This window comes from Pseudomonas sp. SK, from assembly GCF_012975065.1.
GTDB lineage: Bacteria > Pseudomonadota > Gammaproteobacteria > Pseudomonadales > Pseudomonadaceae > Aquipseudomonas > Aquipseudomonas anuradhapurensis.
In genome coordinates this window covers 5,445,187-5,463,971 of the sequence record NZ_CP051857.1, presented here as the reverse complement: position 1 = coordinate 5,463,971, position 18,785 = coordinate 5,445,187, and the positions used below count along the sequence as shown (strand labels likewise).

Genomic DNA, 18,785 nt, shown 5'->3' with positions numbered 1-18,785 from the left:
GTCAGGCCTCCTGCTTCTTCAGCATGGCCAGGCTGAGGCCGGTGAATACGGTGAAGAAGCCCAGCAGGATCAGGCACTGCGGCCACAGTTCGCGCAGGCCCAGTGCCTTGGTGAAGGTGCCCACCGCAATATCGAGAAAGTAGCCCGCCGGGAACAGCTGGCCCATCACCGCCGCTGCACCGTCCAGCGACGAGCGTGGCACGATCAGGCCGGAAAACTGGATGGTCGGCAGGCTGGTGATGATCATGGTGCCGAGGATGGCGGCGATCTGGGTGCGAGTGAAAGCCGAGATCAGCAGGCCCAGGCTGGTGGTTGCCAGCAGGTAGGCCAGGCCGCCACAGGCCAGGGCCAGCACGCTGCCCTTGAGCGGTACGGCGAACAGCCAGCGGTTCATCGCCACCAGCAGCGCCAGGTTGACCAGGCTCACGGCCAGGTACGGCATCTGCTTGCCGAGCAGGAACTCCAGGCGGGTGAGCGGTGTGGCGTAGAAGTTGGTGATGGCGCCAAGTTCTTTCTCGCGGACGATGCCCAGCGCGGTAAGCATGGCCGGGATGAAGGCCAGGATCAGGGCCATCACACCCGGGCCGATGGCATTCACGCTGACCACGTCCTGGTTGTAGCGAAAACGTGTTTCCAGGCGCACCAGGTCCTGGCGTGGCTGTGGCTGTTTGCTGGCCTTCGCCAGCTGTTCGAGGTTGGCCTGGTGCACGGCTTCCACGTAGTTGCGGCTGGTTTCGGCGCGGAACGGCATGCCACCGTCGAGCCAGGCGGCCACCACCGGTTGGCGGCCGGCATACAGGTCGCGGCCAAAGCCGGGCGGAATCTCCAGCGCCAGCTTGATCTCCGAGCGTTGCAGGCGCTGGTGCATGTCGCGGGAATCGCGGATCAGCGGTTGCTCGGCGAAATAGCGCGAGCCACGGAAGGCTTCGAGGTAGGCGCGGCTTTGCGGGCTCTGGTCTTGATCGTGGACGGCGAAGGCGAGGTTTTCCACATCCAGCGAAATGCCATAGCCGAAGATCACCATCATGAACATCGCACCCAGCAGGGCGAAGGCCAGGCGTACCTTGTCGCGCAGCAGTTCCTTGCCCTCGCGGCTGGCCACGGCCAGCAGGCGCCGCAGGCTGAAGCCTTGGCGTAGCGCCGGTGCAGGCGTGGCGGCCTGCTCCAGCACGGTGCTGTCGGTGGTCGGCGGGGCCAGCTCCTGGGCCTGTTCCAGGCAGCGCACGAACGCGTCTTCGAGGGTGTCGCCCTGGTACTGGCGCTGCAGGGCATCCGGCGTGTCGCAGGCCAGTACCTGGCCGGCGTGCATCAGCGAGATGCGGTCGCAGCGCTGCGCTTCGTTCATGAAGTGGGTGGACAGGAAAATGGTCACGCCCTGCTCGCGTGACAGTTCTACCAGCAGGCGCCAGAAGTCGTCGCGGGCGGCCGGGTCGACACCGGAGGTGGGTTCGTCGAGAATCAGCACTTCCGGGCGGTGCAATACTGCGACCGCCAGCGACAGGCGCTGGCGCAGGCCGAGGGGCAGGGCGCCGGACGGCTGGTTGGCAATGGCGCCGAGGTCGAAGCGCTCGATCACTTCATCGATGCGTTGGGCGCTCTCCGCCTTGGGCAGGTCGAACAGGCGCGCATGCAGGGTCAGGTTCTGCCGTGTGCTGAGCTCGCCATACAGCGAAAAGCTCTGCGACATGAAACCGACCCGCTTGCGCGTGGCCAGGTCGCTGGCATCCACCGGACGGCCGAGCAGGCTGGCGCTGCCCTCACTGGCCGGTATCAGCCCGGTGAGCACTTTCATGGTGGTAGTCTTGCCGCAGCCGTTGGAGCCGAGAAAGCCGAAAATTTCCCCGCGACCAATGGCGAAACTGACCTTCTTCACCGCCGTGAAGTCGCCAAAGCGCAAGGTCAGGTCGTGGGCTTCGATCGCCACCGGGCCGTCAGACGCCGGGCGTGGCGGGATGATCAGCGGCGGGTGTTGCGCCTTGCCCGCACCCTGGTAATGGGTGAAGGCATCGTCCAGCTTGCCGCTGGGGGTGGCCGCAGCCAATTCGTGGCTAGGCCCGGCGGCCAGCAGGCGGCCGCCATCGAGCATCAGGCAGTGCTCGAACTGTTCGGCTTCTTCCATGTACGCGGTGGCCACCAGCAGGGTCAGTTGCGGGCGCTGCGCGCGAACCTCTTCGACCAGCTCCCAGAAGCGCCGCCGCGACAGCGGGTCGACGCCAGTGGTCGGCTCATCGAGGATCAGCAGGTCCGGCTCGTGGATCAACGCACAACACAGGCCCAGTTTCTGTTTCATGCCGCCTGACAGCTTGCCCGCCGGGCGCTCGGCGAAGCGCTGCAGGTCGGTGGCCTGCAGCAGGTTGGCCATGCGCTGCTCGCATTCGCGACGGCCAAGGCCGAACAGGGTGGCGAAAAAGCGGATGTTCTCGCTGATCGACAGTTCCGGATAAAGGTTGTTGCCCAGCCCTTGCGGCATGAACGCCACTTTGGGGTACAGCGCCGCGCGGTGGCGCCGCTGACGGATCGAACCACCCAACACCTGCAGTTCGCCCTGTTGCAGGCGCTTGACCCCGGCGATCAGGCCCAGCAGGGTCGACTTGCCAGCCCCGTCCGGACCGATCAGCGCGCAGCGGGTGCCAGCCGGCAGGCTGAAGCCGAGGGTGTGCAAGGCCGCCAGGTCGCCATAGCAATGGCTGATGCCTTCGGCCAGCAGTGCCGGGGCGTTCATTGCAGGTTGGCCGGCCAGTCCACCTCAGCCGTGCGTACATAGCCGGCACCTGGCATGCCCGGTTTGGCCTGCGGCACGGCGCCCGGGTCACTCAGGCGCAGTTTGACCCGGAACACCAGCTTCTGCCGTTCGTCGCGGGTTTCCACCTGTTTGGGGGTGAACTGGGCCTTGGCGGCGACGAAGGCTACTTTCGCCGGCAGCGCCCGCTCGGGCAGGGCGTCGAGCACGATGCGCGCCTGATCGCCGACGGTCAGGCGGCCGCTGGTAGAGGCCGGCAGGTACAGGTTCATGTACTGGTCGCTGGGGTCGATCAGCATCAATACACGGCCGCCGGCACCCAGCACTTCACCGGGTTCGGCCAGGCGCAGTTGAATGATGCCGTTGATCGGTGCGCGCAGGCTGCTGTCGTCGATTTCGCTGGTGAGTTGCGCCACCTGGGCTTCGGCAGCACCGATGGCAGCCTTGATGGCGGCCAGCTGGGCGCGGGCGGCGACCACCGCTGCGTTTGCCGTGTCGAAGCGCGCCTGTTGCTGGTCAAGCAACTGCTGGCTGGCGTATTTGCGCTGGAAAATCTCGCGCACACGCTTGAGTTCCTGGCTGGCCAGCAGCAGTTCGCTCTGGCGCAGCTGCACGCTGGCCTGGGCCGCGGCATAGTTTTCCCGGGCGCGCAGCACTTCGGCTTCGGCCTGGCTGCGTTGGGCTTCCATGGTGCGCGTGTCGATACGTGCAAGCAATTGCCCGCGGGTGACCTTGTCACCTTCATCGACCAGCACTTCGGCCAGGCGGCCGGGGATCTTGCTGGCGATTTGCACTTCGGTGGCTTCGAGGCGACCGTTGCCCATGCTCAGGCCTTCGGGCAACTGGTCGTGCAGCGACTTCCAGTACCCCAGCCCAGCGGCTGCCGCAAGCAGGGCGAGCAGCGCGGTGGCGAAGATTCTGGGGGCGTATCGGTTCATCGTTCTGCATCCTTGCGGTCATGCACATTGCATCATGGCCTGCGGCCATGGGTGGTGTGTTGATATTGGTCAAATCCATGACGGGGCCTGCCCCGCAGCCCCATTTGGTTTATGACCTTAGCCGCAGTTTCAACGCAAAGCGACAATCACCGCCCATTGCTCGGCAGTCACCGGCATCACCGACAGGCGGCTGCCCTTCTGTACCAGCGGCAGTTCGGCCAGGCCGGCCTGCTGTTTCAGCCAGCCCAGTTCCAGCACCCGTGGCAGCGTCTGCACATGGGCCACATCCACCGCGCTCCACGGGTTCTTTTCCGGCGTGGCCTTGGCATCGTGATAAGGGCTTTGCGGGTCCAGCGCGGTTGGGTCCGGGTAGGCCGCGCGGGTGATTCTGGCAATGCCGGCGATGCCCGGTTGCGGGCAACTGGAGTGGTAGAAGAAAAATTCGTCGCCAACGCTCATGGCCCGCAGGAAGTTACGTGCCTGGTAGTTGCGCACGCCGTCCCAGCGCGCTTCGCCGAGGCGGCCAAGGGCTTCGATGGAGAGCTCGTCGGGCTCGGATTTCATCAGCCAGTAGGCCATGGAGGTGCTCCTGAAATGGTTTGAAATAACCTGTTGCACGAAACCGACAGCCGGTTGACGTCAAGGTTTGCGTGTAGACGCAGGTTGTCGGAAAATGCGCCCCGATAAAAGCACGATGCTCCGGCGGTACCCAGAAAATCGCCGAGCGCTGGACAGTTTGCCGGGGGGGCAATCTTCGATGAATCAACGCAACAAGCCAGACTTGCTGTGGGTCTTGGTGTTCATTTTCGGCCTGGGTGTGGTCACTACCGGTTATGCGCAAGGGTTCTGGGAGCGCAAGCTGGACAACGCCTACCAGATGCCGGTCGACGCCAGCCAGCCACAACGTTGATCCCCCTCGCTGGCGCCCTTCAACGTGGCGCCAGGTACCAGCCGCGGTCCGAGACCGTGCCCTGCAGCGGTACATCCCAGCTGGCCTGCGCCAGCCGCTCGACCTTCTGGCATTCATGCGCCAGCCCTAACAGCAATGGCTTTTTCCAGGTCTGGCGACGCGCCTGGTAGGCCAGGCTGCGATCATAGAAGCCGCCGCCCATTCCCAGGCGCCCGCCCACTTCGTCGAAACCGACCAGCGGTAGCAGGATCAGGTCCAGCGACCAGATCGGGCGCTGGCGCTTGCGCTCGGTGACTGGCTCGGGAATGCGAAAGCGGTTGGGCTTGAGCTTTTCGCCCTGTTCGAAGCGCTGGAACACCATTCGTGTGCGTGGCCAGGCATGGAGTACCGGCAGGTAGACACGCTTGCCACGGCGCTGGGCCTCGCGCAGCAGCAGGGCAGGGTCGATCTCGCCGTCATTGGGCAGGTACAGGGCAATGTGCCGGGCCCGGCGGAATAGCGGGTGTTGCGCCAGCTGGCGGTACAGGCCGACAGCGGCCTGGCGTTGCTGGGCCGGGGTGAGGGCGCGGCGGGCATTGCGCAGCAGGCGGCGAAGCTGGGGGCGGGTGAGCGGCGCGGTGTCGGTCATGGCACGAGCGGTCCCAAGTGTGTTGGCCGACATGGCCGACCAAAACGAATTGCCCGCCGGTAGAGGCGGGCAAGAGAATTCAGGCTCCCCGATAAGACCGCTATCGGTGTAGCCCTTGAACCCGAAAGTTCAAGGTGGAGATTGCAGGGGGCGTTAAGGCTTTCCGTCGGGCGGACATGCACACCGGCCCCAGCGTGCAACCCCCGTGGTTGTGCGTATCGGCTCAGGGACATAACCGACTGGCGCATCCCCCAGGGAGTGGCGCCAGTATACCAACCTCAGCCGATTTTGGTATCCGCATCGTCGGACAGCGCCTGATCGACCCGCTCCAGCAGGTCGCGCACCTGTTCGCGGGTGGTACCGCCGGCCGGCGCATCATTGCGGTCTTCCTGGCGGTGCAGCATTTCGTGGGTGATGTTCAACGCGGCCATGACCGCGATGCGGTCGGCGCCGATCACCTTGCCGCTGCTGCGGATCTCGCGCATCTTGCCGTCCAGGTAGCGCGCCGCGCTGACCAGGTTGTTGCGCTCTTCCGGCGGGCAGATGATCGAATATTCCTTGTCGAGGATCTGCACGGTGACGCTATTGCTTGAACTCATGAGTCTTGCTCCAGAGCCTTGAGGCGTAAAATCATCGACTCGACCTTGCGCCTGGCGATCTCGTTCTTTTCGATGAGGTGGGCGCGCTCTTCGCGCCAGGATTTTTCCTGAGCTACTAGGAGTGCATTTTGCCGTTTTAGTTGCTCGACGCGTTGGATCAGCAACTCGAATCGGCTCATCAGTGCCTGCAGGTCGTTCTCTTGCGTGGGTTGCACTCGATTCGCTCCGTCATTGAGTCACCGTGGCGATGATGATGCCTCTCGCCGGGCGGCGACGGCCAGTGCCGATGGTCTTGGCGCGCCTGCCGGTGCTAGGATACAAGGTCTCCATTCTAGTCATTGCGCCGTCTGGCGCCTAGCTGCCCATGCCCAATACCCAATCGCCCTACATCGCCTTCGCCATGCTGCTGTCCAGCAATGGCCATCCTGTCACCCCGGCCGAACTGCACGGCCTGCTGATCGGCCGCAGTTGCGCCGGTGCCGGCTTCGACGCCGAAGGCTGGCTGGCCGATGCCGCCCAGCTGCTGGAAACCGAACCTGGCGACACGGTGCGCAACGCCCTGGTTGGCCTGCAGGAAATGGTCAAGGGCGAGCTGACCAGCGACGACATGGCGATCGTCCTGCTGCTGCCTTCCGACGACGCTGCCCTGAGCGACCGTGCCACCGCACTCGGCCAGTGGTGCCAGGGCTTCATTACCGGTTTCGGTCTGAATGCCGGTGGCAAGGAGCTGTCCGACGAGGCCAAGGAAGTGCTGCAGGACCTGGTGGCCATTTCCCAGGTCCAGGAAGCCCTCGAAGAGTCCGAGGACGGCGAGAGCGACTACATGGAGGTCATGGAATACCTGCGTGTGGCACCACTGCTGCTGTTCTCCGAGCTGGCCAAGCCGGCCGCCCCCGCGCCCAAGCCATCGCTGCACTGATCAACCGGGGTAGTCTGCCCATGAGCCACATTCCCAAAGCCGAATATGCCCGTCGGCGCAAGGCGCTGATGGCGCAGATGGTCCCCAACAGCATCGCCATCCTGCCCGCCGCTGCGGTTGCCATTCGTAACCGCGACGTCGAGCATGTGTACCGCCAGGACAGCGACTTCCAGTACCTCAGCGGCTTCCCCGAGCCGGAGGCGGTGATCGCGCTGATCCCGGGGCGCGAGCATGGCGAATACGTGCTGTTCTGCCGTGAACGCAACCCCGAGCGCGAGCTGTGGGACGGCCTGCGTGCCGGCCAGGAGGGCGCGGTGCGCGACTTTGGCGCCGACGATGCCTTCCCCATCACCGACATCGACGAGATCCTGCCGGGCCTGATCGAAGGCCGCGAGCGGGTCTACAGCGCCATGGGCAGCAACCCCGAATTCGACCGCCGGCTGATGGACTGGATCAACGTGATCCGCTCCAAGGCACGCCTGGGCGCCCAGCCGCCGAACGAGTTCGTTGCGCTGGATCATCTGCTGCACGACATGCGCCTGTATAAATCAGCGGCGGAAGTGAAAGTGATGCGTGCTGCCGCAGACATCTCGGCACGGGCCCACGTGCGGGCCATGCAGGCCTGCCGGGCCGGGCTGCATGAATACAGCCTGGAAGCCGAGCTGGACTACGAGTTCCGCAAGGGCGGGGCGAAGATGCCGGCCTACGGCTCGATCGTCGCGGCCGGGCGCAATGCCTGCATCCTGCACTACCAGCAGAACGACGCGCCGCTCAAGGATGGCGACCTGGTGCTGATCGATGCCGGCTGCGAGATCGACTGCTACGCCAGCGACATCACCCGTACCTTCCCGGTCAGCGGGCGTTTTTCGCCCGAGCAGAAGGCCATCTACGAGCTGGTGCTCAAGGCCCAGGCGGCGGCGTTTGCCGAAATCGCCCCGGGCAAGCACTGGAACCACGCCCACGAGGCGACCGTGCGGGTGATCACCGAGGGCCTGGTGCAACTGGGCCTGCTCCAGGGCGAAGTGCAGGCCTTGATCGACAGTGAGGCCTACCGCGCCTTCTACATGCACCGCGCCGGGCACTGGCTGGGCATGGATGTGCATGACGTGGGCGAGTACAAGGTTGGCGGCGAATGGCGGGTGCTTGAACCCGGCATGGCGCTGACCGTCGAGCCGGGCATCTATATCGGCGCCGACAATCAGGCCGTGGCGAAGAAGTGGCGCGGCATCGGTGTAAGAATCGAGGATGACGTGGTGGTGACCAGGCAAGGCTGTGAAATCCTGACTTCGGGCGTGCCGCGCACGGTCGCCGAGATCGAGGCGCTGATGCAGGCAGCGCGCAAGGACGTCGCATGAACCGGGTGAATCTGGCGATCATCGGTGGCGGCCTGGTCGGCGCAAGCCTGGCCCTGGCCCTGCAGGCCGGGGTCAAGGCGCGCGGCTGGAAAATCCTGCTGATCGAGCCGTTCGCCCCCGGCGACAGCTTCCAGCCCAGCTATGATGCGCGCTCGTCGGCACTGTCGTTCGGCACCCGGCAGATCTACCAGCAGTTGGGCTTGTGGCAAGCGATCGAGCGCCGCGCCGAGCCGATCCGGCAGATTCATGTTTCCGACCGTGGCCGCTTCGGCGCTACCCGCCTGGATGCCCAGGAAGAAGGCGTGCCGGCGCTGGGTTACGTGGTGGAAAACGCCTGGTTGGGCCAATGCCTGTGGCAAGGCCTGGACACTGAAGTGGTGAGCTGGCGCTGCCCGGCGGAAGTGACCTCGATGCAGGCGATCGAAGGTGGCTACCGGCTGATGCTGAACGACGACACCCAGCTTGAATGTGACCTGGCGGTGCTTGCCGACGGTGGCCGCTCCGGCCTGCGCGAACAGCTGGGCATCCATGTGCGTCACACGCCCTACCAACAAAGCGCGTTGATCGCCAATATCACCCCGGGCGAGGCCCACGGTGGCCAGGCCTTCGAGCGTTTCACCGAAGCCGGCCCCATGGCCCTGCTGCCGCTGCCGGAAAACCGCTGCGCGCTGGTCTGGACCCGCCAAGGCATGGATGCGCGGCGCCTGGCCGATATCGACGAGCGCCACTTCCTGCGCGAGTTGCAGGCGGTGTTCGGCTACCGCCTGGGCGCGCTGCGCCAGGTTGGCGCGCGGCACCTCTACCCGTTGTCGCTGATCGAGGCCGAGGAGCAGGTGCGGCCGCACCTGGTGGTGCTGGGCAACGCCGCGCACAGCCTGCACCCGATTGCCGGGCAGGGCTTCAACCTGTCACTGCGTGACGTGCAGGCGCTGGCCGAAGCATTGCTGGCCGGCCCGCAGTGGCCTGGCGACCTGACCACCCTGCAGGCTTATCAACAGCGCCAGCGCCTGGACCAGGCCTTGACCATCGGTTTTTCCGATCAGGTTACCCGCCTGTTCGGCAGCAGCCAGCCGTTGCTGGCCGCCGGGCGCAACCTCGGGCTGCTCGGGCTCGACCTGCTGCCGCCGGCGAAAAGCTGGTTTGCCCGCCAGGCCATGGGCCTGGGCACCCGCGCCGATTCGCGGGGGCAGGCATGACCGCTGATGCACGCCGGCTGGCGCGCCGCGCGCGCCTGTTGCGTTGGCGCCTGAACCTGTTCCCGCCGCACCTCGGCGCCGGTATCCGCGTGCAGCACATCAGTGCAGACCTGCGCAGCGTCAAGGTAGCGATGAAGCTGACCCGCTGGAACCGCAACTACGTCGGTACCCAGTGCGGCGGCAGCCTGTACGGCATGGTCGACCCGTTCTACATGCTGTTGCTGATCGAGCAGCTGGGGCGTGACTACATCGTCTGGGACAAGGCCGCCAGCATCGATTTCATTTCACCGGGCAAAGGCCCGGTGTATGCCGAACTCCATGTCGATGACGTGTTGCTGGACGAGATTCGCCAGCAGACCGCCACTGGCAAGAAGTGCCTGCCGCGGCTGCAGGTCGATATTCGCGACGGCGCCGGCGAGCTGGTGGCGCGGGTCGATAAAACCCTATATGTGCGGCTCAAGCCGCAAGCGAGGCTGGCGTAAGGCATGGAAATGCGCGCAGATCTGTTGATTGTCGGTGCCGGTATGGTCGGCAGCGCCCTGGCCCTGGCGTTACGCCACAGCGGCCTGCAAATCCTCTTGCTCGACGGTGGCCCGCTGGCGGTCAAGCCGTTCGATGCCCAGGCCCCGTTCGAACCGCGAGTCAGCGCGCTGTCGGCGGCCAGCCAGCGCATCCTCGAACGCCTGGGCGCCTGGGATGGCATTGCCCGGCGGCGCGCCACGCCCTACTCGGACATGCATGTGTGGGACGGCAGTGGCACCGGCCAGATTCACTTCTCGGCTGCCAGCGTGCATGCCCAGGTACTTGGCCATATCGTCGAGAACCGGGTGGTGCAGGATGGCCTGCTGGAGCGCCTGCATGACAGTGACATCGGCCTGCTAGCCAACGCCCGGCTCGAACAGCTGCGCCGCTCGGGCGATGAATGGCTGCTGACCCTGGCCGACGGCCGCCAGCTGCGCACGCCGCTGGTGATCGCCGCCGACGGCGCCAACTCGGCGGTGCGCCGTCTGGCTGGTTGCGAAACCCGCGAGTGGGATTACCTGCACCATGCCATCGTCACCAGCGTGCGTTGCAGCGCCGGGCACCAGGCCACGGCCTGGCAGCGTTTCACCGATGAAGGGCCGTTGGCGTTCCTGCCGTTGACCCGCGATGGCCAGCAGGACTGGTGCTCGATCGTCTGGTCGACCACGCCGGAGCATGCCGAGCAGTTGATGGCATTGGATGAAGCGGCCTTCGTGAAGGCCCTGCAGCAGGCTTTCGAGGGGCGCCTGGGGGATGTCCTGCAGGCCGACCCGCGGGTGTGCGTGCCGTTGCGCCAGCGCCACGCCAAGCGTTATGTGGATGAAGGCCTGGCCTTGATCGGCGATGCTGCGCATACCATTCACCCGTTGGCCGGGCAGGGGGTCAACCTGGGCTTCCTCGATGCTGCTGTGCTGGCCGAGGTGCTGGTCAATGCCTGCGAGCGTGGCGAGCGGCTGGCGGATGTGAAGGTGCTGAGCCGTTACGAGCGCCGACGCATGCCGCACAACCTGGCGCTGATGGCGGCGATGGAAGGGTTCGAGCGGTTGTTCCAGGCCAACCCGTTGCCGTTGCGCTGGTTACGTAACACTGGCTTGAAGCTGGTGCAGCAGATGCCGGAGGCCAAGGCGCTGTTCGTGCGCCAGGCGCTGGGTTTGACCGGTGATCTGCCGGATCTCGCCAAGGCATGAGATTGCTGGAGTCTGTGGGAGCGGGCATGCCCGCGAAACAGGCAACGCGGTGTATGGCACCGGCTTTGCCGGTGTTCGCGGGCATGCCCGCTCCCACAGGAACCTCGCAACTGTTACCCTCTGCAACATCCAGTAACGGCTAGGTAGATGAGCCGGAAAATGGGATTCACTACCATTTGTGCCTCTCATACGATCCGAGGAGCGCTTTCCATGTTGCCACGCAAGCCCCTACTGGCCGCCCTGGCCCTGACCCTGTTCGGCGGCACTGCCCAGGCGGCGGACGAAGTGGTGGTGTACTCCTCGCGCATCGACGAGCTGATCAAGCCAGTGTTCGATGCCTATACCGCCAAGACCGGGGTGAAGATCAAGTTCATCACCGACAAGGAGGCCCCACTGATGCAACGCATCAAGGCCGAGGGCGACAACGGCGTGGCCGACCTGCTGCTGACCGTCGATGCCGGTAACCTGTGGCAGGCCGAGCAGATGGGCATCCTACAGCCGATCCAGTCCGACATCATCGACCGCAACATCCCGCCGCAGTACCGCGCTTCGTCGCACGACTGGACTGGCCTGAGCCTGCGCGCGCGCACCATCATCTACTCCACCGAGCGGGTCAAGCCGGAGGAGTTGAGCACCTACGAGGCCCTGGCCGACAAACAGTGGGAAGGCCGCCTGTGCCTGCGTACGGCGAAGAAGGTGTACAACCAGTCGCTGACTGCCACCCTGATCGAGACCCACGGCGAGGCGAAGACCGAGCAGATCGTCAAAGGCTGGGTCAACAACCTGTCCACCGACGTGTTCTCCGATGACAACGCGGTGATCCAGGCCATCGAGGCCGGCCAGTGCGACGTGGGCGTGGTCAACACCTATTACTACGGCCGGCTGCACCAGCAGAACCCGAAACTGCCGGTGAAGATCTTCTGGCCCAACCAGGGTGACCGTGGCGTGCACGTGAACCTGTCCGGCATCGGCCTGACCAAGCATGCGCCACACCCGGAGGCGGCGAAGAAGCTGGTGGAGTGGATGACTACTGAAGAGGCGCAGAAGCTGTTTGCCGACATCAACCAGGAGTTCCCGGCCAACCCGAAGGTCAAGCCATCGGACGAAGTGGCGGCGTGGGGCAGCTTCAAGGCCGACAGCATTCCGGTGGAGATCGCCGGCAAGCGCCAGGCTGAAGCGATTCGCTTGATGGACCGGGCTGGCTGGAACTAAGCGCCAGGCTTTATCCTTCCGGGGCTTATCAGGCCTTTTCGCGGGCACGCCCGCTGCCACAGGTTGGCCACTGCCTTTGGCGCATGTGTGGTCCCTGTGGGAGCGGGCATGCCCGCGAACGACCGCAAGGCGGTCGCAAATCATCCACAGAGACATTCTACTTGCCGCACACCGCCCAACGCCGCTGGTACCTCCCGGTCGCCCTGATCGCCGCCCTGGTGCTCCTGCCCCTGAGCGTGTTGCTGCTGTCGTGGCAGTCGATCGACCTGCAGATCTGGTCGCACCTGCTCGACACCCAGATGAGCCGCCTGCTGGGCAATACCCTGACGCTGGTGGTGGGCGTGGGCATCGGCGTCACCCTGCTGGGTGTCAGCCTGGCCTGGCTGACCAGCCTCTGCGAGTTCCCCGGCCGGCGCTGGCTGGACTGGGCGCTGATGCTCCCGTTCGCCATCCCTGCCTACGTGCTGGCGTTCGTCTTCGTTGGCCTGCTGGACTTCGCCGGCCCGGTACAAAGCGCCTTGCGCGAGCTGTTCGGGCCAATGCGCCTGCCGCGGGTGCGTTCGACCGGTGGGGTGATCATCGTGCTGGTGCTGGTGTTCTACCCCTATGTCTACCTGCTGGCGCGCAGCGCCTTCCTGGCCCAGGGCAAAGGCCTGATGGAAGCGGCGCGGGTGCTTGGGCTGTCCCCGCTGCAAGCATTCTGGCGCGTGGCGCTGCCCATGGCGCGGCCGGCTATCGGCGCCGGGATAGCCCTGGCGTTGATGGAAACCCTGGCGGACTTCGGCGCCGTGGCGGTGTTCAACTTCGACACCTTCACCACCGCCATCTACAAGACCTGGTACGGCTTCTTCAGCCTGTCCAGCGCAGCCCAGCTGGCCAGCCTGCTGTTGCTGGCGGTGATGCTGGTGCTGTACGGCGAACGCCGGGCACGCGGCGCCAGCCGCAGCGGCAACGAGCGCCCGCGCGGGCAGGCGCTCTACCACCTGCGTGGGATCAAGGCGTTGCTGGCCAGTGGCTGGTGCCTGCTGGTGTTCGCCTGCGCCTTCGTCATCCCGCTGTTGCAACTGCTGAGCTGGTTCTGGCAGCGCGGCCGGCATGACCTGGACGAGCGCTACGTCGGCCTGGTGCTGCACACCCTGTACCTGGGCGGCATGGCGGCGCTGGTCACGGTGAGCGTGGCGCTGCTGCTGGCCTTTGCACGGCGCCAGGCACCGACGAATGCCATCCGCGCCGGGGTCGGCCTGGCCAACCTGGGCTATGCCTTGCCTGGTTCGGTGCTGGCGGTATCGATCATGCTGGCCTTCAGCTACCTCGATAACCAGCTGGTCATCCCGCTGTCCAGCTGGCTGGGCGGGGCTGGCAAGCCACTGTTGCTGGGTAGCCTTGCTGCGTTGCTGCTGGCCTACCTGGTGCGCTTCATCGCGGTGGCTTACGGGCCGCTGGAAAGCAGCCTGGAGCGTATTCGCCCGTCACTTCCCGAGGCATCGCGCAGTCTGGGTGTCGGTGGCATGAGATTGTTTTTCAAGGTGTATCTGCCGCTGCTGGTACCGGGTGCCCTCAGCGCCGCCTTGCTGGTATTCGTCGACGTCCTCAAGGAAATGCCGGCCACCTTGCTGATGCGCCCGTTCGGCTGGGACACCCTGGCCGTGCGGGTGTTCGAGATGACCAGCGAGGGTGAGTGGGCACGTGCATCGCTGCCGGCACTGAGCCTGGTGCTGGTGGGGTTGCTGCCGGTCATCGGCCTGATTCGCCGTTCGGCTCGTCGACCCGGTCACAGTCACTGAGGGTGTCAGCCCGCGCCCTTGCGGCTACAATGCGCGGCACTCGCGCGGCGGGTCCTACACAAGAAGAGCTGACGACCCAACGTCATCGACCGCCGCCGCTTCGCCACGCCCGGAAGGAGAAACCCATGGGACAGCGCACGCTTTTGTACGACCTGCACCTGGCGCTGGGCGCCAAGACGGTCGATTTCGGTGGCTGGGACATGCCCCTGCACTATGGCTCGCAGGTCGAGGAGCACCATCAGGTGCGCAGCGATTGCGGGGTGTTCGATGTGTCCCACATGACCGTGATCGATGTCGACGGCAGCGACGCCACTGCCTGGTTACAGCGCCTGCTGGCCAACGACGTGGCCCGTCTCGACGATATCGGCAAGGCACTGTACAGCCCGTTGCTGCAGGAGCAGGGCAAGGTCATCGACGACCTGATCGTCTACCGCACCGAAGCCGGCTACCGCCTGGTCACCAACGCCGCCACCCGGGCCAAGGTACTCGATTGGCTGGCCGCACAGCGTGCCGGTTTTGCCGTGGACTTCCGGGTCCGTCCCGACCTGGCCATTCTCGCCATCCAGGGCCCGCATGCACGCGAAAAGGTCGCCGCCCTGCTCAGCTCCGCGCGCGCCGCGCTGATTCGCGAACTGCGCCCATTCGAGGGCATTGCCGAAGGCGACTGGTTCATTGCCCGCACCGGGTATACCGGTGAAGACGGCCTGGAGATCATCCTTCCTGGCGAGCAGGCCGTGGCCTTCTTCAACGACCTGGTCGGCGCCGGCATTGCCCCAAGCGGCCTTGGCGCCCGCGACACCCTGCGCCTGGAAGCCGGCATGAACCTGTACGGCCAGGACATCGACGAAGCACACACACCACTCACTTCCAACCTGGGCTGGAGCATCGCCTGGGAGCCCGCCGAGCGCAACTTCATCGGCCGCGCCGGCCTGCTGGCGGAAATCGAACAAGGTGTACAGGAAAAACTGGTCGGCCTGGTGCTGGAAGAGCGTGGTGTACTGCGTGCCCACCAGGTGGTCCGGGTGGCAGGGATTGGCGAAGGGGAGATCACCAGTGGTAGTTTCTCGCCTACGCTGAGCAAGTCCATTGCCCTTGCACGCGTACCCATGGCCACCGGCGACCGGGCCGAGGTGGAAATTCGCGGTAAGTGGTACCCGGTGCGGGTGGTCAAACCGACCTTCGTGCGCCACGGCAAGATCCTGATCTGAACAATTTTCAACCGGCGGGCGTACCGCTGAGCCAAATCGAGGAATTCAAGACATGAGCGATATCCCTAGCGACCTGCGTTTTGCCGAGAGCCATGAGTGGGCCCGCCTGGAAGCCGACGGCACTGTGACCGTGGGTATCAGCGACCACGCCCAGGAAGCCCTGGGTGACGTGGTGTTCGTTGAACTGGCCGAGGTCGGCAAGGCGTTTGGCGCTGGCGACGCCGCCGGTGTGGTCGAGTCGGTGAAGGCCGCTTCGGACATCTATGCCCCGGTGGGTGGCGAAGTGATTGCGGTCAACGAGGAGCTGGCTGAAAGCCCGGAACTGCTCAACGAAGCACCTTACGAAGCCTGGATCTTCAAGCTGAAGCCAAGCAACCCGGCCGAGCTGGACAAGCTGCTGGATGCTGCTGGCTACAAGGCTGCCATCGGCGAGTAACTGCAGGATCCTTGGGGCTGCTTCGCAGCCCTATCGACACCAGGCCGGTCCTACAGGCGATCGCGATCCATTGCAGGAGCGGCCTTGTGTCGCGATGGGGGCGCAAAGCGCCCCCGGCAGTCGCCAGGCGAAAACAAGTTTCCCCGCACAATCGGCAATCCCTTCCTAGACTTGTAAGTCTCCATGAGAGCAGGCCTAGGAAGAGAGCGTCGTCATGTCCCAGTCGCCATCCCTGCATCAACTGCAAGAGCCCAACCCTTTCCTGCGTCGTCACCTGGGCCCCGATGCTGCAGAGCAGCAGGCCATGCTCAATGTGCTTGGCGTTGCCAGCCGCAGTGAGCTGATCGAGCAGACCGTACCGCCAGACATCCGTCTCGATCGCCCGCTCGACTTGCCCGCTGCGCTGGACGAACAGGCCGCCCTGGCCAAACTCGCCGGCTACGCCGCACAGAACCAGGTCTGGACCAGCCTGATCGGCATGGGCTACCACGGCACCATCACGCCCACGGTCATCCTGCGCAACGTGCTGGAAAACCCTGGCTGGTACACCGCCTATACCCCCTATCAGCCCGAAATCGCCCAGGGCCGGCTGGAGGCGCTGCTGAATTTCCAGCAGATGGTCATCGACCTTACCGGGCTGGCCCTGGCCAATGCCTCGCTGCTCGACGAGGCTACTGCTGCCGCCGAAGCCATGGCATTGGCCAAGCGGGTGGCACGCAACAAGAGCAATGCCTTCTTTGCCGACGAACATTGCCACCCGCAGACCCTGTCGGTGCTGAAGACTCGCGCTGAGGGCTTTGGCTTCGAACTGATCGTCGACGCTGTGGATAACCTTGGCAAACACGCGGTATTCGGTGCTTTGCTGCAGTACCCCGACACTCATGGCGAAGTACGCGACCTGCGCCCGCTGATCGACCAGTTGCACAGCCAGCATGCACTGGCCTGCGTGGCGGCGGACCTGCTCAGCCTGGTGGTGCTGGCGCCGCCTGGGGAACTGGGTGCGGATGTGGTACTGGGTTCGACCCAGCGCTTTGGCGTACCGATGGGGTATGGCGGCCCTCATGCGGCCTATTTCGCCTGTCGCGACGACTACAAGAGGGCCATGCCGGGGCGCATCATCGGCGTGTCGCGTGATGCTCGTGGCAACACTGCCCTGCGCATGGCACTGCAAACCCGCGAGCAGCATATCCGCCGCGAAAAGGCCAACTCCAACATTTGTACGGCACAGGTGCTGCTGGCCAACATTGCCGGCTTCTATGCGGTATACCATGGCCCTGAAGGCCTGCAACGCATCGCCCAGCGCGTGCATCGGTTGACCTTCATCCTGGCCGCAGGCCTCGAAGCCAAGGGTATCCGGCGGTTGAACCAGCATTTCTTCGACACGCTTACCGTGGATGTCGGTGGCGCCCAGGCGGCCATCATCGAAAGCGCCGAAGCCGCGCAGGTCAATTTGCGTATCCTTGGCCGCGGGCGCCTGGGCGTGAGCCTTGACGAGACCTGTTCGGAGCAGACGGTGCTGCGCCTGTTCGACATCTTCCTGGGCGTGGACCACGGCCTGGACATTGCCGCTCTCGACCAGCTCGCCCTGCCCGAAGGGATTCCAGCGAGTTTGGTGCGGCGCACGCCGTTCCTCGCGCACCCGGTGTTCAACCTGCACCACAGCGAAACCGAAATGCTGCGCTACCTCAAGCAACTGGAGAACAAGGACCTGGCGCTGAACCAGTCGATGATCCCGCTGGGCTCGTGCACCATGAAGCTCAACGCTACCAGCGAGATGATCCCTATCACCTGGCCGGGCTTTGCCCAGTTGCACCCGTTTGCCCCAGCCGCCCAGGCCGCCGGCTACAAGGCGATGATCGACGAACTGGAAAGCTGGTTGTGCGCTATTACCGGCTTCGATGCCATCTGCATGCAGCCCAATTCCGGTGCCCAGGGCGAATATGCCGGCCTGATGGCCATCACCCGCTACCACCGCAGCCGTCACCAGCCGCAACGCACCTTGTGCCTGATCCCGTCCTCAGCCCACGGTACCAACCCGGCCTCGGCGCAGATGGCCGGCATGGAGGTGGTGATCGTTGATTGCGACGAGCATGGCAACGTCGACCTGGCCGACCTCAAGGCCAAGGCGCACGCCGCCGCAGACCGCCTGTCGTGCCTGATGATCACCTACCCGTCGACCCACGGCGTATACGAAGAGGGCATTCGCGAAATCTGCGAAGTGGTGCACCAGCACGGTGGCCAGGTGTACATGGATGGCGCCAACCTCAACGCCCAGGTGGGGCTGGCGCGCCCGGCCGATATTGGCGCCGACGTTTCCCACATGAACCTGCACAAGACGTTCTGCATACCCCACGGCGGTGGCGGCCCCGGCATGGGCCCGATCGGCATCCGCGAGCACCTCAAGCCGTTTGTTGCCAGCCACCCGGTGGTGCCGGTACCCGGCCTGGAGCCGAACAACAGTGCAGTCAGTGCCGCGCCCTGGGGGAGTGCGAGCATCTTGCCGATCAGCTGGATGTACATCGCCATGATGGGCCCGCAGCTGGCTGACGCCAGCGAAGTGGCGATCCTCTCGGCCAACTACCTGGCCAGCCAGTTGAGTGGCGCCTTCCCGGTGCTCTACCGTGGGCGCAACCAGCGGGTGGCGCATGAATGCATCCTCGACCTGCGGCCGCTGAAGGCACTGACCGGCATCAGCGAAGAGGACGTGGCCAAGCGCCTGATGGATTACGGCTTCCATGCGCCGACCATGTCCTTCCCGGTGCCGGGCACGCTGATGGTCGAGCCGACCGAGAGTGAGTCGAAGGCCGAGCTGGACCGGTTCGTCGAGGCGATGCTGGCGATTCGCGCGGAAATCGGCGAAGTGCAGGAGGGTAACTGGCCGGCGGAAAACAATCCGCTCAAGCATGCGCCGCATACCCTGGCTGACGTGCTCGGGGTGTGGGACCGGCCCTATAGCCTGGAGCAGGCAGTGGCGCCCAGTGCCCACGTACGCCAGCACAAGTACTGGCCGGCGGTGAACCGGGTCGACAATGTGTATGGAGACCGAAATCTGTTCTGCGCGTGTGTGCCGGTGGAGGCTTATCGGTAGCTAGCCTGCGCCGGCCTCTTCGCGGGTAAACCCAGCGATAGCCCAGAACTTGCGCTATCCCTG

The 18,785-nt window shown here is 65.0% G+C and carries 17 protein-coding genes and 1 other RNA gene; 11 read left to right on the top strand and 7 right to left on the bottom strand.

Annotated features, from left to right (window positions below; translation table 11 throughout):
* Position 1: 1 nt before the first annotated feature.
* The 3 genes from rbbA to HG549_RS24865 form a co-directional block, all read right to left on the bottom strand.
* Positions 2–2,722: a ribosome-associated ATPase/putative transporter RbbA gene (rbbA, locus tag HG549_RS24875; protein ID WP_170033657.1), complete on the bottom strand. Its 2,721-nt coding sequence runs from the start codon at positions 2,720–2,722 to the stop codon at positions 2–4.
* Positions 2,719–3,678: an HlyD family secretion protein gene (locus HG549_RS24870; RefSeq protein ID WP_170033655.1), complete on the bottom strand. Its 960-nt coding sequence runs from the start codon at positions 3,676–3,678 to the stop codon at positions 2,719–2,721. The genes rbbA and HG549_RS24870 overlap by 4 nt, the downstream gene beginning before the upstream one ends.
* Positions 3,679–3,807: 129 nt before the next feature.
* Entirely contained in the window at positions 3,808–4,257 is a 450-nt protein-coding gene (locus tag HG549_RS24865; protein WP_170033653.1) for an EVE domain-containing protein, read from the bottom strand.
* Positions 4,258–4,435: 178 nt separating this feature from the next.
* Between HG549_RS24865 and HG549_RS24860 the strand changes: the two genes are divergently transcribed.
* A complete protein-coding gene (locus tag HG549_RS24860; RefSeq protein ID WP_170033651.1) occupies positions 4,436–4,588 on the top strand; it encodes a hypothetical protein in 153 nt (50 codons plus the stop codon).
* Positions 4,589–4,607: 19 nt separating this feature from the next.
* Here HG549_RS24860 and HG549_RS24855 read toward each other — a convergent pair whose 3' ends face one another.
* The 4 genes from HG549_RS24855 to HG549_RS24840 form a co-directional block, all read right to left on the bottom strand.
* Positions 4,608–5,216 (bottom strand): 5-formyltetrahydrofolate cyclo-ligase, encoded by a 609-nt coding sequence (locus tag HG549_RS24855; protein WP_170033649.1) that lies wholly within the window; start codon positions 5,214–5,216, stop codon positions 4,608–4,610.
* Between the two features lie 81 nt (positions 5,217–5,297).
* Positions 5,298–5,477, bottom strand: a non-coding RNA gene (gene ssrS, locus HG549_RS24850) — 6S RNA.
* Between the two features lie 17 nt (positions 5,478–5,494).
* A complete protein-coding gene (locus HG549_RS24845) occupies positions 5,495–5,815 on the bottom strand; it encodes a cell division protein ZapA (RefSeq protein WP_003259368.1) in 321 nt (106 codons plus the stop codon).
* Entirely contained in the window at positions 5,812–5,994 is a 183-nt protein-coding gene (locus HG549_RS24840) for a TIGR02449 family protein (protein WP_170034340.1), read from the bottom strand. The genes HG549_RS24845 and HG549_RS24840 overlap by 4 nt, the downstream gene beginning before the upstream one ends.
* A gap of 185 nt (positions 5,995–6,179) precedes the next feature.
* Between HG549_RS24840 and HG549_RS24835 the strand changes: the two genes are divergently transcribed.
* From HG549_RS24835 to gcvP, 10 genes are all read left to right on the top strand, one after another.
* A complete protein-coding gene (locus HG549_RS24835; protein ID WP_170033647.1) occupies positions 6,180–6,734 on the top strand; it encodes a YecA family protein in 555 nt (184 codons plus the stop codon).
* A 20-nt stretch (positions 6,735–6,754) separates the two neighbouring features.
* Complete coding sequence (gene pepP / locus HG549_RS24830; RefSeq protein ID WP_170033645.1) at positions 6,755–8,089, top strand: Xaa-Pro aminopeptidase; 1,335 nt, start codon at positions 6,755–6,757, stop codon at positions 8,087–8,089.
* Entirely contained in the window at positions 8,086–9,285 is a 1,200-nt protein-coding gene (gene ubiH / locus HG549_RS24825) for a 2-octaprenyl-6-methoxyphenyl hydroxylase (protein ID WP_170033643.1), read from the top strand. The genes pepP and ubiH overlap by 4 nt, the downstream gene beginning before the upstream one ends.
* A complete protein-coding gene (locus tag HG549_RS24820) occupies positions 9,282–9,767 on the top strand; it encodes a DUF4442 domain-containing protein (protein WP_170033641.1) in 486 nt (161 codons plus the stop codon). The genes ubiH and HG549_RS24820 overlap by 4 nt, the downstream gene beginning before the upstream one ends.
* A gap of 9 nt (positions 9,768–9,776) precedes the next feature.
* Entirely contained in the window at positions 9,777–10,994 is a 1,218-nt protein-coding gene (locus HG549_RS24815) for a 2-octaprenyl-3-methyl-6-methoxy-1,4-benzoquinol hydroxylase (RefSeq protein ID WP_170033639.1), read from the top strand.
* A 210-nt stretch (positions 10,995–11,204) separates the two neighbouring features.
* Positions 11,205–12,206 carry an extracellular solute-binding protein gene (locus HG549_RS24810; RefSeq protein ID WP_170033637.1) on the top strand — a complete coding sequence of 334 codons (1,002 nt, stop codon included), beginning with the start codon at positions 11,205–11,207 and terminating at the stop codon, positions 12,204–12,206.
* A 161-nt stretch (positions 12,207–12,367) separates the two neighbouring features.
* Positions 12,368–13,990: an iron ABC transporter permease gene (locus HG549_RS24805; protein WP_170033635.1), complete on the top strand. Its 1,623-nt coding sequence runs from the start codon at positions 12,368–12,370 to the stop codon at positions 13,988–13,990.
* Between the two features lie 125 nt (positions 13,991–14,115).
* Positions 14,116–15,198 carry a glycine cleavage system aminomethyltransferase GcvT gene (gene gcvT / locus HG549_RS24800; protein ID WP_170033633.1) on the top strand — a complete coding sequence of 361 codons (1,083 nt, stop codon included), beginning with the start codon at positions 14,116–14,118 and terminating at the stop codon, positions 15,196–15,198.
* Between the two features lie 52 nt (positions 15,199–15,250).
* Positions 15,251–15,634: a glycine cleavage system protein GcvH gene (gcvH, locus tag HG549_RS24795; RefSeq protein WP_170033631.1), complete on the top strand. Its 384-nt coding sequence runs from the start codon at positions 15,251–15,253 to the stop codon at positions 15,632–15,634.
* A 214-nt stretch (positions 15,635–15,848) separates the two neighbouring features.
* Positions 15,849–18,722 (top strand): aminomethyl-transferring glycine dehydrogenase, encoded by a 2,874-nt coding sequence (gene gcvP / locus HG549_RS24790; protein WP_170033629.1) that lies wholly within the window; start codon positions 15,849–15,851, stop codon positions 18,720–18,722.
* Positions 18,723–18,785: the final 63 nt, after the last annotated feature.